The sequence below is a fragment of the Lentzea sp. CA-135723 genome (genome assembly GCF_050936595.1).
Classification (GTDB): Bacteria; Actinomycetota; Actinomycetes; order Mycobacteriales; family Pseudonocardiaceae; genus Lentzea.
Genome location: NZ_JBNJMK010000001.1, coordinates 1,309,236 through 1,325,077 on the forward strand (window position 1 = coordinate 1,309,236; position 15,842 = coordinate 1,325,077).

The following is a 15,842-nucleotide window of genomic DNA, read 5'->3' on the forward strand; positions in this document are numbered from 1 at the left end:
TGGCCCTCATTGAAGTGGGAGCGCTCTCAACGCGCAAGAGTCAACGCAGTCCGACATACCTCCACAGGATCACGAACATCACTCACCGTCGCCGCCGCCCGTGCCGCTGCAGCCGCGAACTCGGGGTCGTCCAGCACGCGCGTCACGGCGTCCCGCAGTCCGTCCACCGTGGACGGCCGGACGATCAGCCCGCTCCCCTGCCTGGCCACCCGGCAGGCCATCTCCCACTGGTCACCGCCGCCGGGCACGACCACGACGGGCACGGCGGCCCGCAACGCCTTGACCAGCATTCCGTGCCCGCCGCCGCACACCAGGACCGCCGACTGACGCAACAGCTCGTCCTGCTTGCCCGGCCCCGACCGCGCCCAGTCCGGCAGGTCGTCGAGCTGGGCGAACGTCGAGATCACCGTTCGTACTTGGAGTCCCTCCAAGGCCTCCAGCGCCATCTCGGCCATGCCCTGCGCGCCGGTCCAGGCGGTCGACGGCGCCACCATAACCAGTGGCTCGTCACCCGGCGGCGGGGTCAGCACGTCCCGGCTCGCCTCCCACAGCAGCGGGCCGACGACGTGCGCGTCGCGCGGCCAGTCCGGGCGTGGCACCTCCAGGGCCGGGAGCGTCGCGATCAGCCGGGCGATCCGGCCGGTCTCCTTCGCGCCGAGGCCGATGCGCTGCCGGACGACGGCCCGCTGGCGTTCGCCCTGGCGCAGCGACCTGGCCGTCAGCGCGCGCAGCACCGCGTCCCGCAGCCGGCCGCGCACACCTGTTCCCGCCTCCAGCCCGCTGCCCATCGGCGGCAGCCACTTCGACGGTTCGTACAGCGGGTGCGGGGAGAGCTGCGCCCACGGCACCCCGACGAGTTCCGCGGCCATGCTCGCGCCCAGCGCCAGGACGTCGCACACGACCAGGTCCGGCCCGAGCACGGCGAGCTGCGGTGCGAGCGCCGTGGCGAGGTCGGCGGCCTGGTCGCACAGGGCGAGCCCGAGGTCCGGCACGTCCTTCAGGTCGGCGAGCGAGAGGCCGGGGACGTTCGACGCCGTGATGCCCTCCGCGCGGGCCGCGTCGACCCAGCGGTCACCGGTGAGCAGGAACGGGGTGTCGCCGGCGGCGGCGAACTTCAGGCACAACGCGATCGCCGGCACCACATGACCGGGATCGCCTCCGGAGACCACGACAACGCGCACCGCACAGATCTAGCGGAGTTGCTCGCGCCAGTCGAGGCGGGATGCTTCGCTGGGCGGCATGGACCGGCCGCGCTGGCAGAACTACTGGGACCGCAAGTCCGCCACCTACGACCAGGAGATCGGCGTCCTGGACCGCAAGGTCTTCGGCGACTCACGGGCGTGGGCGTGCTCGCAGGCGCACGGCGAGGTGCTGGAGGTCGCCGTCGGCACCGGCCTCAACCTGCCGCACTACCCCGCCGACGCCGTGGTCACGGGCCTCGACCTGAGCGACGGGATGCTGGAGCTGGCGCGGGGGCGGGCCGCCGACCTGGGACGGGCCGTGACGTTGCGGCAGGGCACCGCGCACGCCCTGCCGTTCGCCGACGCCTCGTTCGACGCGGTGGTGTGCACGCTCGGACTGTGCGCGATCCCCGACCACACCGCCGCGCTGGCCGAGATGGTCAGGGTGCTGCGGCCGGGCGGTCGGCTGATCCTGCTCGACCACGTCGCCAGCACGTCCCGGCTCGCGCGTGGCGTGCAGTGGCTGCTGGAGCGGATCACCGTGCCGATGGCGGGCGAACACTTCCTCCGACGCCCGTTTCCGCTGGTGGAAGGCCACGGCCTGGCCGTGGAACGGCACGACCGCTTCAAGCTCGGCGTGGTCGAGCGACTGGTCGCGGTGAAGCCGAAGTAGTTTCTGTTATCGCCGCGCGCCCTGGACATCTCCTGGTCGGACCAGAGGACCGGCAAGTGAGGTGGGCATGGCAGCACCGGAGGAACCCGTCGTCGCGACGGTGATCGCCGCGCTCGACGGCGACCAGCGCGCGTTGGACGAGCTGGTGAGCGGGTACCTGCCCCTCGTCTACAACATCGTGGGCCACGCCCTCGGGGGCCACGCCGACACCGACGACGTGGTCCAGGAGACCATGCTGCGCGCGGTGCACGGCCTCCCGTCGTTGCGCGACCCGGCAGGCTTCCGCTCGTGGCTCGTCGTGATCGCGATGAACCAGATCCGCCTGCGCCACCGCGAACGCCAGCGCGCCCCGATCGCCGGCGAGGTGCCGCACGACGTCGCCGACCCCGGCGCCGACTTCGTCGACCTCACGATCATGCGCCTGCAGCTGTCCGGCCAGCGCCGCGAGGTCGTGGCGGCCACCCGCTGGCTCAGCGAGGACGAACGCGAACTGCTGTCCCTGTGGTGGCTGGAAGCCGCTGGCCGGCTTACTCGCACCGAGGTCGCCACGGCGCTGGACCTCACTCCGCAGCACACGGCCGTGCGCGTCCAACGCGTGAAGGCACAGCTCGACGCCGCACGGATCGTCGTGCGCGCGTTGGAACGCACACCGCGTTGTCCGGACCTCGCCGACATGGTGGCGGAGTGGGACGGCGAGCCGAGCGCGTTGTGGCGCAAGCGGATCGCGCGGCACAGCCGGGAGTGCGTCCGGTGTGAGCGCTGCGGGCACGACCTCGCCTCCGTGGAGGGGCTGCTGGCACGGCTGCCGCTCGTGCCGCTGCCGTTCACGCTCGACCCGTCGCTGTTCGCGGGGGCCGCGGGCCAGGTGTGGGGAACGGCCGACCCGACCGCGGTGGCCGGGATGAGCCACGCCGGTGGCGCGGCCGACCCGTCCGCGGTGACCGGCGTGAGTCACCTCGGCGGGGCCGACCCCTCCACCCTCGGCAGCACGACCCACTTCGGCGGGGCCGACCCCTCCACCCTCACCGGTGTGAGCCACGTCGGCGCCACCTCGCCGGCCTCCACCTCCGCCACCGGCGGCAAGTTCTCCCTCCTCCTCAAGGGCGCCCTGGTCAAGCCCGTCGCCGCCGCAGCGGCCGCCGTCCTGGCCCTGGGCGTCGCGGTGGCCGTGATCCCCTCCGGCGAGGAACCGGTCGCCCGCGCCATCCCCGTCGCCACCACCACCCCGACCACCACGACGACCACCAGCGCCCCGTCGTCGTCCGCGCCGTCGTCGGTTCCGTCGTCCACTCCGCCCACCACCACGGTCCAGCCCGCGCCGCCCGCCGTCCCCGTGACGAAGTCGGTGAAGAAGGGCGTGAGCACCTGGAAGTTCGACGGTGTCGGCAAGGCGCTCACGGACGTCCGCGCCGGCTGGTACTACAACTGGGCCGCGACGCCCGACGGCATCGCGACGCCACCGAACGTCGAGTTCGTGCCGATGATCTGGGGCACCAAGTTCACCGACGACGCGACGCTCGCCAAGGCGAAGGCGAACGGCAAGGTGCTGCTCGGGTTCAACGAGCCGGACTTCCCCGAGCAGGCCAACATGACGCCCGAACAGGCACTCGACCTGTGGCCGAAGCTCCAGGCGACCGGGCTGCGGCTGGGCAGTCCCGCCGTGGCGCACAGCGGTGACAAGGCCGGCGGGTGGCTCGACCGGTTCATGACCGGGGCGGCGCAGCGGGGGTTGCGCGTCGACTTCATCGCGGTGCACTGGTACGGCTCGGACTTCAGCGACGCCGCCGTCGGGCACCTGAAGAACTACCTGTCGGCCGTGCACGCCCGGTACGGCAAGCCGATCTGGCTCACCGAGTACGCGCTCATCGACTTCTCCGGTGGTGCGGCGCGCTTCCCCACGCAGGAGCAGCTCGCGGCGTTCGCGAAGAACTCCAGCGCGATGATGGAGGGCCTGCCCTACGTCGAGCGGTACGCGTGGTTCGCGTTGCCCGACGAGAACAAGCCCGGCACCGGCCTCTACAAGGCGGGCGGTACGCCCAACCAGGCGGGTGAGGCATACCGCGCCGCGGGCTGACCGGCCGTGCCCGAGAATCACGGGCGTGAACAACCTGCTGGTCTCCGGGAGTGCCGGGAACGCCATCACCGAACTGGTGGTCCCGGCACTGCTGCTGCGCACGCCCAACGCGCCGTGGGCGCAGCTCGTGCACATCTACGTGCCGTCTGGCCGCACGGTCGCGTTCAGCGGCCGTGACCTCCGCTCGCCCGGCATCGCCGACGCCACCGCGATCGCCCGCGCGGCGGGCTTCGAGCCGGTGGTCAGGTCGCCGGGCGGGCGGATGGTCGCCTACGACGGCGGCGCGGTCGTGATCGACCACCTCGACAGCACCACGGACATCCGGCACGCGGGCGCCTCGACGTTCGCCGCGAACGCCGACGCCCACGTCCGGGTGCTGCGCGGCCTGGGCCCCATCGACGCCCGCGTCGGCGAGGTGGCGGGCGAGTACTGCCCCGGCGAGTTCAGCGTCAACGTCGCCGGCGACACGAAGGTCGTCGGCTCGGCGCAACGCGTCACCTCGACCGGCTCGCTGTTCAGCACCGTCGTGCAGGTGTCGGTCTCGGACGAGGTGCGCGCCGTGATCACGGACGTCTCCGAGGCACTCGGCTACGAGCTGCGCGAGAGCTCGATCGCCGGCCTGGCCGACTACGAGCCCTCGCTCACCTCCTCCGCCGTCGCGGAGGCGTTCGTGGCCGACTACCGCTCACGGCTCGGCCTGACGCCCGCACCGCTGCCGGGCTGGGCCCTCGCCCACGCGTCGGCCGCGCGCGGCGAGGCACCCTTCCACGTGGACGACTGGACCCGCGCTCACCCCGTGACGGGCTGACGCCTGTCCTTGAGGAACAGCACGCCCGCGCAGACCACGATCCAGGCGGCGAGCACGAGCAGCCCGACCACGAGCCCGTCGTTCTGGAAGTACGAGACGCCCTTGATCGCCCGCACCCCGACGCCGACCGGCAACACCCCCGAAACCCACTGCAGCCACTCCGGCAGGTACGCGACGGGCAACGTGCCGCCACCGGTGGCGTTGCCGAGGATCAGCAGCAACACCGACGAGATCGTCGTGCCGACCGGCCCGGCCAGCCGGATGATCGTCACCGTCGCGGCCGCCACCGCCGTCGCCACCAGGCCGATGACGAGGGCGAGCACGGCCACGTTGCCGGGCAGCGCGTTCAGGCCGCTGCTGATCAACGCGACCAGCACGCCGTTGAGCGCCCCGAAGATCCCGATGCTCAGCAACCGCCCGCGCAACGCCAGCCGCGGCGCCATCCCGTACGAGATCTGTCCGAACAGGAACCCGGCCAGCACCACGCCGAACCCGGCGTAGAACGTCGACAACCCGGCGGTGTCCCCCGCGGACGACGGCAGCACGTCCACCGGTTGCGCCTGGAGCGCCTGGCTGACGGTCGCGGTCACCGAAGGCCCGTTCGCACCGGCGACGAGCACCTTTCCTTCGCTCTGCAGCAGGGCACCGTAGATCTCACGGCGCTTGATCGCCTCGGTCGCGCGCTGAGCGTCCGCGAAGGTCGTCAGCGCGAACGCGCCGGGCCGTTGCGCGTCGAGCCTCGCCTGGACGGCCTCCGCCGTCCCGACGACCCCAAGTGGCAGCCGATGCGGCGTCGGCGCGTGGAAGAGCGCCAGGAACACCGTCACGAAGATCGCCCCGGTCAGCGTCCCGATCACGACGGGCAACATCACCCCGCGCATCCCGGCCTGCGCACGCCCGCGCGGTGCGGCGTCCTCGAACTTGGTCGTGGTGGTCACAACTGTTTCCGTTCCTCGCCAGGAGACCCTGTGACAACCAGCGCCACATCGCATCCCCCGACGAAATCGAGTCGTCAGAAAGATGCCGTGGCCGCGGTGATTCGCGAGGACGTGTGGACTACGAGGACCCGACCACCCAAGCGGGCGCCTCACGTCTTTTCGGCGGCTCAAGCTACCACGGGCGGGCCGGAACGCGCGGTGAACCCAGATCCGATGAGCCGGACCGCAGCGAGCCGGGCACGGCGGAGCAAGGCAGGCACGGAGGAGCAAGGCAGGCACGGAGGAGCGGGCGGCCGAGCGGGCGCTGCGGGCTGGGCGGATATGGCGGAGCGGGGCGGGCATCAGCCGTCGCGGACTGAGCGTGGCGCACCAGCCGCACTGGACCGGACCCGGCAAACCCGATGCAGCACAACAGCAGCGGCCGAACGGGCGAACCGCCGGCGGTGCTGGGGCGGTCGATAGATTGATCTTGTGCTGTCCCGTGAGCGGGTGCGCCTCCTGGTGGACGCCCCGTGGTTCAACAAGGTGATCACCGCGGTGATCCTGGTCAACGCCGTCACGTTGGGCGCCGAGACGTCGCCCGCGTTGCTCGCGTCGTTCGGGGACGTGTTGCACGCCATCGACCGGCTCGCGCTCGTGGTGTTCGTGGTCGAGTTGGCGCTGCGGTTCGGCGCCTATGGCAGGAGCTTCTTCCGCGATCCGTGGAACTGGTTCGACACCGCGGTGGTCGCGGTTACGTTGTTGCCCACGGCTTCTGGTGCGTTCTCCGTGCTGCGGGCGTTGCGGGTCCTGCGGGTGTTGCGGTTGGTCTCTGTCGTGCCCAGCATGCGGCGGGTGGTGTCGGCGTTGCTGACGGCGTTGCCGGGGATGGCTTCCATCACCGCGTTGCTCGCGCTGGTGTTGTACGTGTCGGCGGTGATCGCGACGAAGTTGTTCAGCGGCGTTGCGCCCGACTACTTCGGGGACCTCGGCGACTCGCTGTTCACGCTCTTCCAGGTCATGACCGGGGAGGCGTGGTCCGAGGTCGCGCGGCAGGTCATGGCCGAGAAGCCGTTCGCGTGGATCTTCTTCGTCGGGTACCTCGTCGTCACGTCGTTCACCGTGCTGAACCTGTTCATCGCCGTGGCGGTGAGCGCCATGCAGAACCAGATGAGCGAGGAACACGCCGAGCACGATCGCGAGGAGATGGCCGCGACGATGGAGATCCTCACCGAGGTGCGGCGCCTCCGGGCCGACGTGGAGGCGTTGCGCGCCAAGGCTTCCGCCTGAGCGCTGCGACCGAACGCCGGGTCCGTCCCGTGCGGGGACGGACCCGGGCTGTCTCGTCAGGTGGCCAGCAGCGCCTCCAGGGCCACCGCCGTGTCCGGGTGGCGGGCCAGCAGGGCCACGCCCGGCGGTCCTGCTGCCTGCCACGGGTCCTCGCAGCCCAGCAGGTTTGCGAGGGCGTCGGCGGTGGCCGGGTGGGCGGACAGCAGGGCTGATCCGGTGCCGGCACCGCGCGGTGCGCGCGGGGCGGTGGCCGCGGGTTCCTGGTCCCAGGGCGGGACCCACTCGTCCAGGGCCGGCAGGCGGGCCGGGAAGAGGCGGCCCGCCTCCTTGATCAGCAGTGGGACGTGTTGTGCGCTGTGGTTGCGCAGCGTGCCGATCAGGGTGGGGAGCCAGGGCAGCAGGAGCGGGTCCGGGAGGTGGGCGAACGCCTTGGACATCGTCTCCACCACGAAGTCCACCATGCTCGGCACCGGGTCCAGTGCGTGCACGAAACCGCTCAAGTATCTCGGGTAGCTCGGGAACGAGAGCGGGTTCGTGAGCAGCGCGGTGCAGCGGTCGCGCAGCTCTGCTCTGGTCAGGTTGCCCAGGTGGACCTGCGCGGCCCAGAGCAGGGCCACTTTGGACGGTTCCTCCGGGTGGGACTGCGCCACGGACAGCTCCAGCTGGGTGCGGTCGCAGCCCAGCGAAAGCGCCAGGGACTCCATGCTGAACAGGAAGCCCAGCATCGCGGCCACCTGGTTCGCGCCCGCTTCCTCGTCGGTGAACGCCGTGGGCAGCAGGGTGCAGTAGTGGGCGTAGCCGGTCTGGACGAACGACTCGATCCACTGCGGCAGCACGGGTTCGCTGGTGCGGTAGTACGCGAGGAGGCGGCGCGTGCGGCGCAGCACGTCCGGTGCGCCGTCCACGGTGCGTTCGCCGGACAGGACCTCCAACGCCCTGGTGCCCAGCTCGCCCGCCAGGCGCGGGCTGTGCAGGTAGCGGATGGCGTCCTCCACCGCTTCCAGCACCTTGGCCGTGGTGGTCTGCGGGTCGTGGGCGCTGCGGCGGAGGCGTTGCTCCACCACCTGTTCCACGCTCACGCCCTCGTAGCCCAGCTCGATCAGGGCGCGCTGGTGGGTGCCGAGCGCGAGGTCCCAGGACTCCTGGATGGGGCGTTCGCCGAGCTTGCGCTCGCCCATGATCGGACGGGCGGCGCCCTGCGGCAGCAGGTAGCGCAGCATCCAGAGGAGGTTCGAGCAGGGTTCCAGCTCCGGGTCGCCCGCTATGTCGAGCAACGCCCGTTGCACACCTCGTTGCTGGAGCTTGAGGTTGAGCGGGGCCAGCCGGTCGTGCACGTCCCTGGCCAGGGGCGGCAGGGCGTCGTAGCCGACCTGGCCGATCCGGTCGCCGCCCATCATGATCTCGACGAGGCGGCGGACGTCGCGGCGGCCGGGCACCACGTCCTTCTCGATGCACGTGACGGCGGCGTCCTGGAAGTCGTACGGGGTGGGGCGAGCCCGGTCCCGCATGCCCGCCAGCAGGATCGACGTCTCGAACACCGCGATCGCGTCCGCGGTGGACGCCAGGTAGCCGTTGCGGCGGGCCGCCCTGACGATCTCCACCGACCAGCCGAGCAGCTCCGCCTCGTCCAGGCGGTCGAGCACCGGTGGGCGTTGCAGGAAGCCGGTGAGCTGGTCTGCCGCCTCGATCTCGGCGGCCCGCGCGGGCAGCGCCGGTTGCTTCGCGGGCTTCTTCTTCGCCCCTGCCTGGCCCTCCAGCTGGAACGGCTTCACCTTGGTGCGCCGAAGGTTCTTGGCGTACTCGGTGGCCGCGATGGACACCGAGCCGGGCGCCAGGTCGAACTGGGCCTCGATCGCCGCGTGGCTCGACGGGATCAGGCCGTGCTGCCACTTCGTCGCACTCCGCGGCGTGATCACGAAACCGCCGGTGCCGTCCACGCCGAACTCGGCGACCCTGCTGGCCGCGTGGAACGCGCCGCACACGTACAGGCAGTCGGCCGGGTCCGTGCCGGTGGCCTCCAGGTGTTCGCGCATACGGGTCCACATGTAGCGCTCGCGGTCCTCGTCGACGCGCACCCGCCGCGGGTCGCCGGGTGCGAGCCTGCGGAACAGGCTGCCGATCAGGAACATCACCTGGCGGTACGTGTCGTGGTCGCTGTCGCCGAGCGGCAGCTCGACGTACTGGTGCCACCACTCCGACCAGTGCCGGACCTTGCCGTGGTGCAGCAGGTGCTCCTCCAGCTCGGCGAAGCGCGGGCGCAGGTCACCGATCTCCACGCCCACCGCGTCGCCGTGCAGCGCGTCCTCGCCGTCGGTCTGCTTCGTCTCCGGTGTCTGCCACTGGAACACGTGGTCGGTCGAGCGGTCGACCAGCACCAGCTCGACGCCGGGGGTGTCCAGGGCGTACGCGATCGCCTGGTACTCGGCGGACGCCTCGGTGATCGGGGCGACCACCGACAGCGGCGCCCACTCTGCCGGGAAGCCCTCGATCTCGCTGGCGAACGCCTGCACCGCGACGGGAAGACGGCAGTTGCGCAGCTCGGTGAGCAACGGCGCCATGTCCTCGCACAGCTCCAGGTAGATCACCTTCGGCTGCTTGTCCCGCAGGCGGCGGGCCATGGCGACGGCGGACGACGGCGAGTGATGGCAGACCGGGAAGATCTCCAGCGGTTCGGAGACCGCCCGGTCGACGTCGTCGACCATGCCGAGCAGCATGCCCTCCAGGGCACCCGCTCCGTCGGCGAACCGCGTCGCCGCCTCGTGCAGCTGCGTGCGCAGCGACTCGAAGCTCACGAGAGGGTGGCGATCGTGTCACGCCCGCCCGCGAGGAACTCGGGCCACTCGCCGCCCTCGTCCTTGCCCCGCGGCTCGACGACGCCGTGCAGGTACTTGTTCATGATCGCCAGGTCCTCCGGCGCGCGCCGCGACAGCGACCCCACGAGCGATGAGCCGAGCGTGCGGGCGGTGAGCTGCCGGTCGCCGAAGAAGTTGCTGTGCAGGATGGCGTCCTCCAGCACACCGATCTGCTCGGCGGTGGAGAGCGCGGACTCGAGCTTCTCGTCGTCGCTGCCCGCCGAGTCGGACGCCGCGCGCAGGTCGGCGAAGCTGCGCAGCAGCACGTCCAGCAGGGTCGGCGGCACGTCGAGCTCGATCTGGTGGCGGCGCAGCAGCTCCTCGGTGCGGAACCGGACGATCTCGGCCTCGCTCTTCTTGTTCGTCACCACCGGGATGCGCACGAAGTTGAAGCGCCGCTTCAAGGCCGACGACAGGTCGTTGACGCCCCGGTCGCGGCTGTTCGCGGTGGCGATGACCGAGAAACCCGGCTTCGCGAACACGATGTTGTCGCTGTCCAGCTCCGGCACGGAGATGTACTTCTCGGACAGGATCGAGATCAGTGCGTCCTGGACGTCGCTGGTCGAGCGGGTGAGCTCCTCGAACCGGCCGATGGTGCCGGACTCCATCGCGTTCATGATCGGCGACGGGATCATCGACTGACGCGACTGGCCCTTGGCGATCACCATCGACACGTTCCACGAGTACTTGATGTGGTCCTCGGTGGTGCCCGCGGTGCCCTGCACCACCTGGGTGGAGTTGCGGGAGATCGCGGCGGCGAGCAGTTCGGCGAGCCAGCTCTTGCCGGTGCCGGGGTCGCCGATGAGCAGCAGGCCGCGGTCGGAGGCCAGCGTGACGATGGCCCTCTCGACGATGCTGCGGTCGCCGAACCACTTCTGCGCGATCTCCCGGTCGAGGCCGTCGGAGCGCTCGGCGCCGAGCACGAACAGGCGGATCATCTTCGGCGACAACCGCCACGAGAACGGCTTGGGGTTGTCGTCGACGGACTCCAGCCAGTCGAGTTCCTCGGCGTACTTGAGCTCGGCGGGGGCGCGCAACAGGTCGGACATGGCTTTGTGGTGCCTTTCGCGGGTGTCGGGGAGGTGGGGAAAGTCAGATGGTGAGGAAGGACTTCAGCTCGTGCACGAGCTTGCGGACGTGGCCGGAGATCACCGGGGTGCCGAGGTCCTTGAACCGCTCGCGGAACCACGGGTTCACGCTGCCGCGGCCGGAGCTGGTCACCGAGCCGACCGGGATGAACTTGGCGCCGGAGCGGTGGATCGCGGCCATCGACTCGAACAGCGGCTCGCACTGCCACTCGTAGAAGTCGGAGATCCACACGACCACGGTGTTGCGCGGTTCGGCGATCTTCGGCTGGGCGACCGCCATCGCGACCGTGCCGTCGGTGCCGCCGCCGAGCTGGGTGCGCAGCAGGGTCTCGAACGGGTCCGCGACCCACGGCGTGAGGTCCAGCGCCCTGGTGTCGTAGGCGATCAGGTGCACGTCGACCTTGGGCAGCCCGGCGAAGATCGAGGCCAGGATCGTGCAGTTGACCATCGAGTCGACCATCGACCCCGACTGGTCCACCACGGCGATCAGCCGCTGCGGTGTGGTCTTGCGCGCGGTGTGCTTGTAGTAGAGGCGGTCGACGTAGAGTCGTTCCTCCTCCGGGCTCCAGTTCGTCAGGTTCTTCCAGATCGTGCGGTCGAGGTCGAGGTTGCGGAACACCCGCTTGGGCGGCACCGAGCGGTCCAGCGCACCGGCCGTCGCCTTCTGCACCTGCGTGCGCAGCACCTCGGCGACCTCGTCGACGAACCGGCGGATCAGCGACTTGGCGTTGGCCAGCGCGACACCCGACAGGTTGTCCTTGTCCCGCAACAGCTGCTCGATCAGCGACATGCTCGGCGTGAGCTGCGCGGCGAGCGCGGGGTCCGCGAGCACCTCGCGCAGGTGCATGCGCTTGACCAGGTCCGCTTCCAGGGCACCGAGCTCGGGGCCGATCTGCGGGATGAGGGTGCTCAGGTCCGGGGTGCCGGACCCGGCGCCGGTGCCGGTGCCGGACGCCTGCGTGCCGTTGCCGCCGCGCAGCTGACCCGGCTGGCAGCCGAGCGCGCGTTCCAGCCAGCCCGCGTCGGACTGCCAGCGCGCCAGCTGGCCCGCGCTGACCGTGCCGGAGCCGGTGGCGAAGACGTTGAGCAGCACCTTCGACGCCAGCGCCGCGCGGCGCACCTCGGCCGCCTTGTCGCGCTCCTCCTGCGCCCGCGGGACCATGACGCCGTCGAACTCGGCGGCGAGCTCCGGGTGGCGCTGCACGATCGAGTCGACGCCGGCGTGCTGGTCGAGCAGCGCCGGGGGCAGGCCGATGTCCTGCAGCACGGCGAGGCTCGCCGACTCCAGCGCGGCCTGCTCCTCGGGGTCGAACAGCCTCGACAGCAGGCGCCAGTACAGGACCTGGCGGCGGTTCTCCTGGGCGTCCGTCATTTGCGCAGCAACCTTCCGGCGCGTTCGCGCAACACCGTCGCGGCGTCGGTGGCGGCCTTCTCGGCCTTCGCCCCGACCTTGTCCACCGCTCCCCCTGCCCACGCGCCACCGTGCAGCGCCACCGTCTTCTTGCGGGCGGTGGTCTCGACGGCGAGCGGCTGCACCCGGTACGCGCCCGCGTCCCACCGCAGCAACCCGATGCAGGCGTTCGAACCCGCGACGGCCTCCGGCGTGAGCGGTCCGGCGGGCACGCGGTCGGTGTCCACCACGACCTGGCTCCCGGCGAAGGAGAACGTCAGCGCGTCGCCGGTCTGCTCGGCCGCGTAGCCCTCCAGGAACACCGGCACGGCGATGCGGGCCGGGTGCCGGTCGAGCGGGGCCGTGGGCGGCGTGGCCGCCTTCGGCAGCACCACCCTCGCGGTGACGAACGGGTCGGCGGGCTCGCCTGGTTTCGCGTGCTCGTCCCGCCAGAGCAGGTCGCCCTCCGCGGTGATCGGCATGTCCGTCAGCTCGACGGACCTGCCCTCGGTGAACGCCGTCAGCAACGACATGTGCGGGCGCAGGATCTGCCAGATCCCCGCGCCGATGACGGTGTCCGGCTTCGGCGCGGACACGCTGGCGCGCACCAGGAACGGCTCGCCGTCCGCCGGTTCGAGGACCGCGTGCACCTGGGCCTGCGCGGCCGTGGCGTGCTCGTGCAGGTCGACGCCCAGCGGCAGCAGGCGACCGGTGACCGTGCTCGTGGGCGCGTCGGTGGCGCCGGGCAGCGTCAGCAGCATCGCGCGGGACCACAGGTCGCCCCAGCGGCGGGCCGGGATCCGGTCGAGCGCGGAGCCGGGGCACGAGGCGGCCAGTTCGGCGGCGAACCCGTCCAGCAGTGCGGCGAGGCGGCGCAGGCGCGGGTGCGGCAGGAGTGCGGAGATCACCGGTTCGGCGCCGGAGACCAGGTCGTGGTCGATGCCCTGCCAGCCGGCGCGGGCGACGTCGGCCAGCCACGACCGGGCGGCGAGCACGAGGTTCTCGGCCTGGCCGGGGTCCGGCAGCGCGGCGGTCCACTCGGTCAGGGTGCGGCCGGTGGCCTGCTGGACGCGCGCCATCAGGGCGTCGTGGACCGAGCCGAACAACGCGATCCTCGCGGCGGCGAGGAAGAGGAAGTGTTCCTCGCCCGCGGCACCGGCCGCCGCCTTGTCCGCGGCTTCGGCGACCTTCGAGGCCAGCGGGGACGCCGAGACGGCGTCGGCCAGTGCGGCGAGGCCGGCGGCCTGGGCCGGCTGGGGGCGCAGCAGGCCGGTGGTGAGGGCCTGGTCGAGCCCGGCCACGGCGGCCAGCGCCTCGTCGACCCCGTCGAGGGGATCCGAGAGCAGGTCAGCGCGCATCACGCCATCACCTCGGGAGCCGTGTGGGTGGAATCGGGCTGGGAGTCGGCGCGCGTCACTCCGGCGCACAGCACGCCACCGCCTCGGTACGCCGTGCGGAGGGAGCCGGGGCGCAGGGCGCCGCCGGGTCGGCGGGACCGGTCTGAACGGGGGCGGCGCATCACACCACCGCCCTGGTCGGCGGGAACCACTGCAGCTCCGGCAGCGGCGCCGTCGTCGGCGGAAGCTCCACATAGGCCAGATGGCGCAGGAAACGGCTGAACACCTGTGCCGCGGCGGCACTGTCCGCCTGCGACGGTCGCGCAGCCAGCATGTGCGAGTGCAGGGCCGCCGCGTCCAGGTCCGCGCCGTCCACGCGCAGGTACCGCGCCACGCGGTCCGCCCCGTACTGCAGGACGGACTCCGTGATCAGCGCGGAGATGTGGTTGCAGAACGAACCACGCGCGCCGCCGCACGGCCTGTTGTTGTTGGTGCTGCACGCGAACTCATAGGTGCCCGCGGCGACCGACGACACGTACACGCGCTCGATGTCCGACCCACTGGACACCACCCCCTGCAGCCGGCCGTCCGCCAACTCCACGAACGGCACCTTGGCGAGCTTGCGCGGACGGGCGGGTGACAACACCCTCGCCGTGCTCGCGCTTTCCCAGTCTGACAACGATTCCTCTCCTTGCCCCCGAGCTGCTGGACCCGCCTGGGCGGCGGTACGGGTGAGACGTTAGCGAGGGGGTCCGACAATTTTTGAAGATCGACAGAACTCGCAGGTCGCGGCGGTTCCGGCAGCGAACGGACGATTGCGCTCGGCCGAAAGCGGGCATGCTGTCGCGGTGACGTCCAACGTGAAGAAGTGCCTCGTGCTCGGCGCCACCGGGTACCTCGGGTCGCGGCTGGTGCCGGACCTGCTCGCGCGCGGTCACCAGGTGACCGTGCTGGTGCGCGACGCCGCGCAGGCGACCCGGTTCCCCACCAACGTGATGGTGCACGTCGGTGACGTGACGGACGCGCGGGCGCTCGGGGAAGCCTTGGCGGGCAACGACGTCGTGTACTTCCTCGTGCATTCGCTCGACCGGGTGGACTTCGCGGGCGTCGACCGTGCGGCAGCCGCCACCACGGCTGCCGCCGCGGAGCGCGCCGGGGTGCGGCAGCTCGTCTACGTCGGCGGGCCGCGGCCGGACACGGCGGAACCGTCCGCGCACCTCGCCTCGCGGGCGGAGGTCGGGGACGTCCTCGCGGCGGGAGCGGTGCCCGCGCTGGTGCTCCAGGCGTCGATGATCATCGGGGCGGGGTCGACCAGCTTCGAGCTGCTGCGGTCGTCGGCGACGCTCACGCCGTGGGTGCCCATGCCGGCGTGGATGCACAACAGCAGCAGGCCGGTGGCCGTGGCCGATGTCGTGCACTTCCTCGTTGCGGCGGCCGAACTCGATGAACCCGTCCAAGGCGTGTTCGACGTGCCGGGGCCGGAGCGGCTCAGCTACGCCGAACTGGTGCAGCGGTGCGCACGGGTGCTGCGCCTGCCGGTGAGGGTGCCGCTGCCCGCGCCGTTGTGGTCGCACAAGCTCGCCGCGCAGGTCGCGGGGCTCGTGACCCCGGTTCCGGCGGCGGTCGCCGAGCCGTTGTTCGCGTCGCTGGAGCACGACCTCGACCAGTCCGGACCGCCAGCCACCGAGGTGCTGCCGGCGCCGCCGGGTGGCCTGACCAGCGTCGACAACGCCATCCGCGGCGCGGTCCCTGCCGAGGACGCGCAGGTCGGCGAGATGTTCACCGAGGAACGCACGGTGCTCACCGAAGCGTCACCGCAGGACGTGTGGCGCACGGTGACCGAACTTGGCGGCGAGGACGGCTGGCACACGCTCCCTCTCGTGTGGACGGTCAGAGGCGCGATCGACCACCTGCTCGGCGGCATCGGGCTCTATCGCGGCCGCGGCCCCGAGATCACCGAGGGCGACGTCGTGGACTTCTGGACCGTCGTGCACCGCGACGACGACGCGAAACGCCTCGTGCTCAAAGCCGACATGAAGATGCCCGGTCACACACTCCTCGACATGCGTGTGGACCGCCACGACGACAAGACCCGTTACCGGCAGAAGGTCACGTTCACCGCGCACGGCCTGATGGGCCAGCTGTACTGGATGGCGCAGAAACCATTGCACGACATCGTGTTCGCGATGATGGCGCGCGGAATCGTCCGAACGGCATGCACGAGCCGGTGAT

The 15,842-nt window shown here is 71.4% G+C and carries 12 protein-coding genes; 5 read left to right on the forward strand and 7 right to left on the reverse strand.

Annotation, left to right across the window (positions count from 1 at the left end; all coding sequences use genetic code 11):
- Positions 1–26: 26 nt before the first annotated feature.
- Positions 27–1,181 (reverse strand): glycosyltransferase, encoded by a 1,155-nt coding sequence (locus tag ACQEU1_RS05685; protein WP_433196946.1) that lies wholly within the window; start codon positions 1,179–1,181, stop codon positions 27–29.
- Between the two features lie 58 nt (positions 1,182–1,239).
- Here ACQEU1_RS05685 and ACQEU1_RS05690 point away from each other — a divergent pair, with 58 nt between their 5' ends.
- From ACQEU1_RS05690 to ACQEU1_RS05700, 3 genes are all read left to right on the forward strand, one after another.
- The gene (locus ACQEU1_RS05690) at positions 1,240–1,854 is read left to right on the forward strand and encodes a methyltransferase domain-containing protein (RefSeq protein WP_433196948.1); all 615 of its coding nucleotides are present in this window, start codon (positions 1,240–1,242) and stop codon (positions 1,852–1,854) included.
- 67 nt (positions 1,855–1,921) lie between these two features.
- On the forward strand, positions 1,922–3,928 hold the full coding sequence (locus ACQEU1_RS05695; RefSeq protein WP_433196950.1) for a sigma-70 family RNA polymerase sigma factor: 2,007 nt from the start codon (positions 1,922–1,924) through the stop codon (positions 3,926–3,928).
- 25 nt (positions 3,929–3,953) lie between these two features.
- On the forward strand, positions 3,954–4,736 hold the full coding sequence (locus ACQEU1_RS05700; RefSeq protein WP_433196952.1) for a lipoyl protein ligase domain-containing protein: 783 nt from the start codon (positions 3,954–3,956) through the stop codon (positions 4,734–4,736).
- Here ACQEU1_RS05700 and ACQEU1_RS05705 read toward each other — a convergent pair.
- Positions 4,718–5,674 (reverse strand): hypothetical protein, encoded by a 957-nt coding sequence (locus ACQEU1_RS05705; RefSeq protein ID WP_433196954.1) that lies wholly within the window; start codon positions 5,672–5,674, stop codon positions 4,718–4,720. The genes ACQEU1_RS05700 and ACQEU1_RS05705 overlap by 19 nt on opposite strands.
- Positions 5,675–6,163: 489 nt before the next feature.
- Here ACQEU1_RS05705 and ACQEU1_RS05710 point away from each other — a divergent pair, with 489 nt between their 5' ends.
- A complete protein-coding gene (locus ACQEU1_RS05710; RefSeq protein WP_433196956.1) occupies positions 6,164–6,943 on the forward strand; it encodes an ion transporter in 780 nt (259 codons plus the stop codon).
- Positions 6,944–6,999: 56 nt separating this feature from the next.
- On the opposite strand, the gene ACQEU1_RS05715 is transcribed toward ACQEU1_RS05710, so the two are convergent.
- The 5 genes from ACQEU1_RS05715 to ACQEU1_RS05735 all read right to left on the reverse strand — a co-directional run bounded on the left by ACQEU1_RS05715 (position 7,000) and on the right by ACQEU1_RS05735 (position 14,289).
- The gene (locus ACQEU1_RS05715; RefSeq protein WP_433196958.1) at positions 7,000–9,735 is read right to left on the reverse strand and encodes a DUF5682 family protein; all 2,736 of its coding nucleotides are present in this window, start codon (positions 9,733–9,735) and stop codon (positions 7,000–7,002) included.
- Positions 9,732–10,844: an AAA family ATPase gene (locus ACQEU1_RS05720; RefSeq protein ID WP_433196960.1), complete on the reverse strand. Its 1,113-nt coding sequence runs from the start codon at positions 10,842–10,844 to the stop codon at positions 9,732–9,734. The genes ACQEU1_RS05715 and ACQEU1_RS05720 overlap by 4 nt, the downstream gene beginning before the upstream one ends.
- 43 nt (positions 10,845–10,887) lie before the next feature.
- On the reverse strand, positions 10,888–12,255 hold the full coding sequence (locus tag ACQEU1_RS05725) for a VWA domain-containing protein (RefSeq protein WP_433196962.1): 1,368 nt from the start codon (positions 12,253–12,255) through the stop codon (positions 10,888–10,890).
- A complete protein-coding gene (locus tag ACQEU1_RS05730) occupies positions 12,252–13,631 on the reverse strand; it encodes a hypothetical protein (protein WP_433211343.1) in 1,380 nt (459 codons plus the stop codon). Before ACQEU1_RS05730 ends, ACQEU1_RS05725 begins: the two co-directional genes overlap by 4 nt.
- Before the next feature lie 160 nt (positions 13,632–13,791).
- Positions 13,792–14,289: a hypothetical protein gene (locus tag ACQEU1_RS05735; protein ID WP_433196964.1), complete on the reverse strand. Its 498-nt coding sequence runs from the start codon at positions 14,287–14,289 to the stop codon at positions 13,792–13,794.
- A 169-nt stretch (positions 14,290–14,458) separates the two neighbouring features.
- Between ACQEU1_RS05735 and ACQEU1_RS05740 the strand changes: the two genes are divergently transcribed.
- Complete coding sequence (locus ACQEU1_RS05740; protein ID WP_433196966.1) at positions 14,459–15,841, forward strand: DUF2867 domain-containing protein; 1,383 nt, start codon at positions 14,459–14,461, stop codon at positions 15,839–15,841.
- Position 15,842: the final 1 nt, after the last annotated feature.

Excerpts from the sequence above, each read along its gene's own strand:
- ACQEU1_RS05725 (WP_433196962.1), bottom strand. The coding sequence starts at position 12,255 with ATGACGGACGCCCAGGAGAACCGCCGCCAGGTCCTGTACTGGCGCCTG.
- ACQEU1_RS05690 (WP_433196948.1), top strand. The coding sequence starts at position 1,240 with ATGGACCGGCCGCGCTGGCAGAACTACTGGGACCGCAAGTCCGCCACC.
- ACQEU1_RS05695 (WP_433196950.1), top strand. The coding sequence starts at position 1,922 with ATGGCAGCACCGGAGGAACCCGTCGTCGCGACGGTGATCGCCGCGCTC.
- ACQEU1_RS05730 (WP_433211343.1), bottom strand. The coding sequence starts at position 13,631 with ATGCGCGCTGACCTGCTCTCGGATCCCCTCGACGGGGTCGACGAGGCG.
- ACQEU1_RS05720 (WP_433196960.1), bottom strand. The coding sequence starts at position 10,844 with ATGTCCGACCTGTTGCGCGCCCCCGCCGAGCTCAAGTACGCCGAGGAA.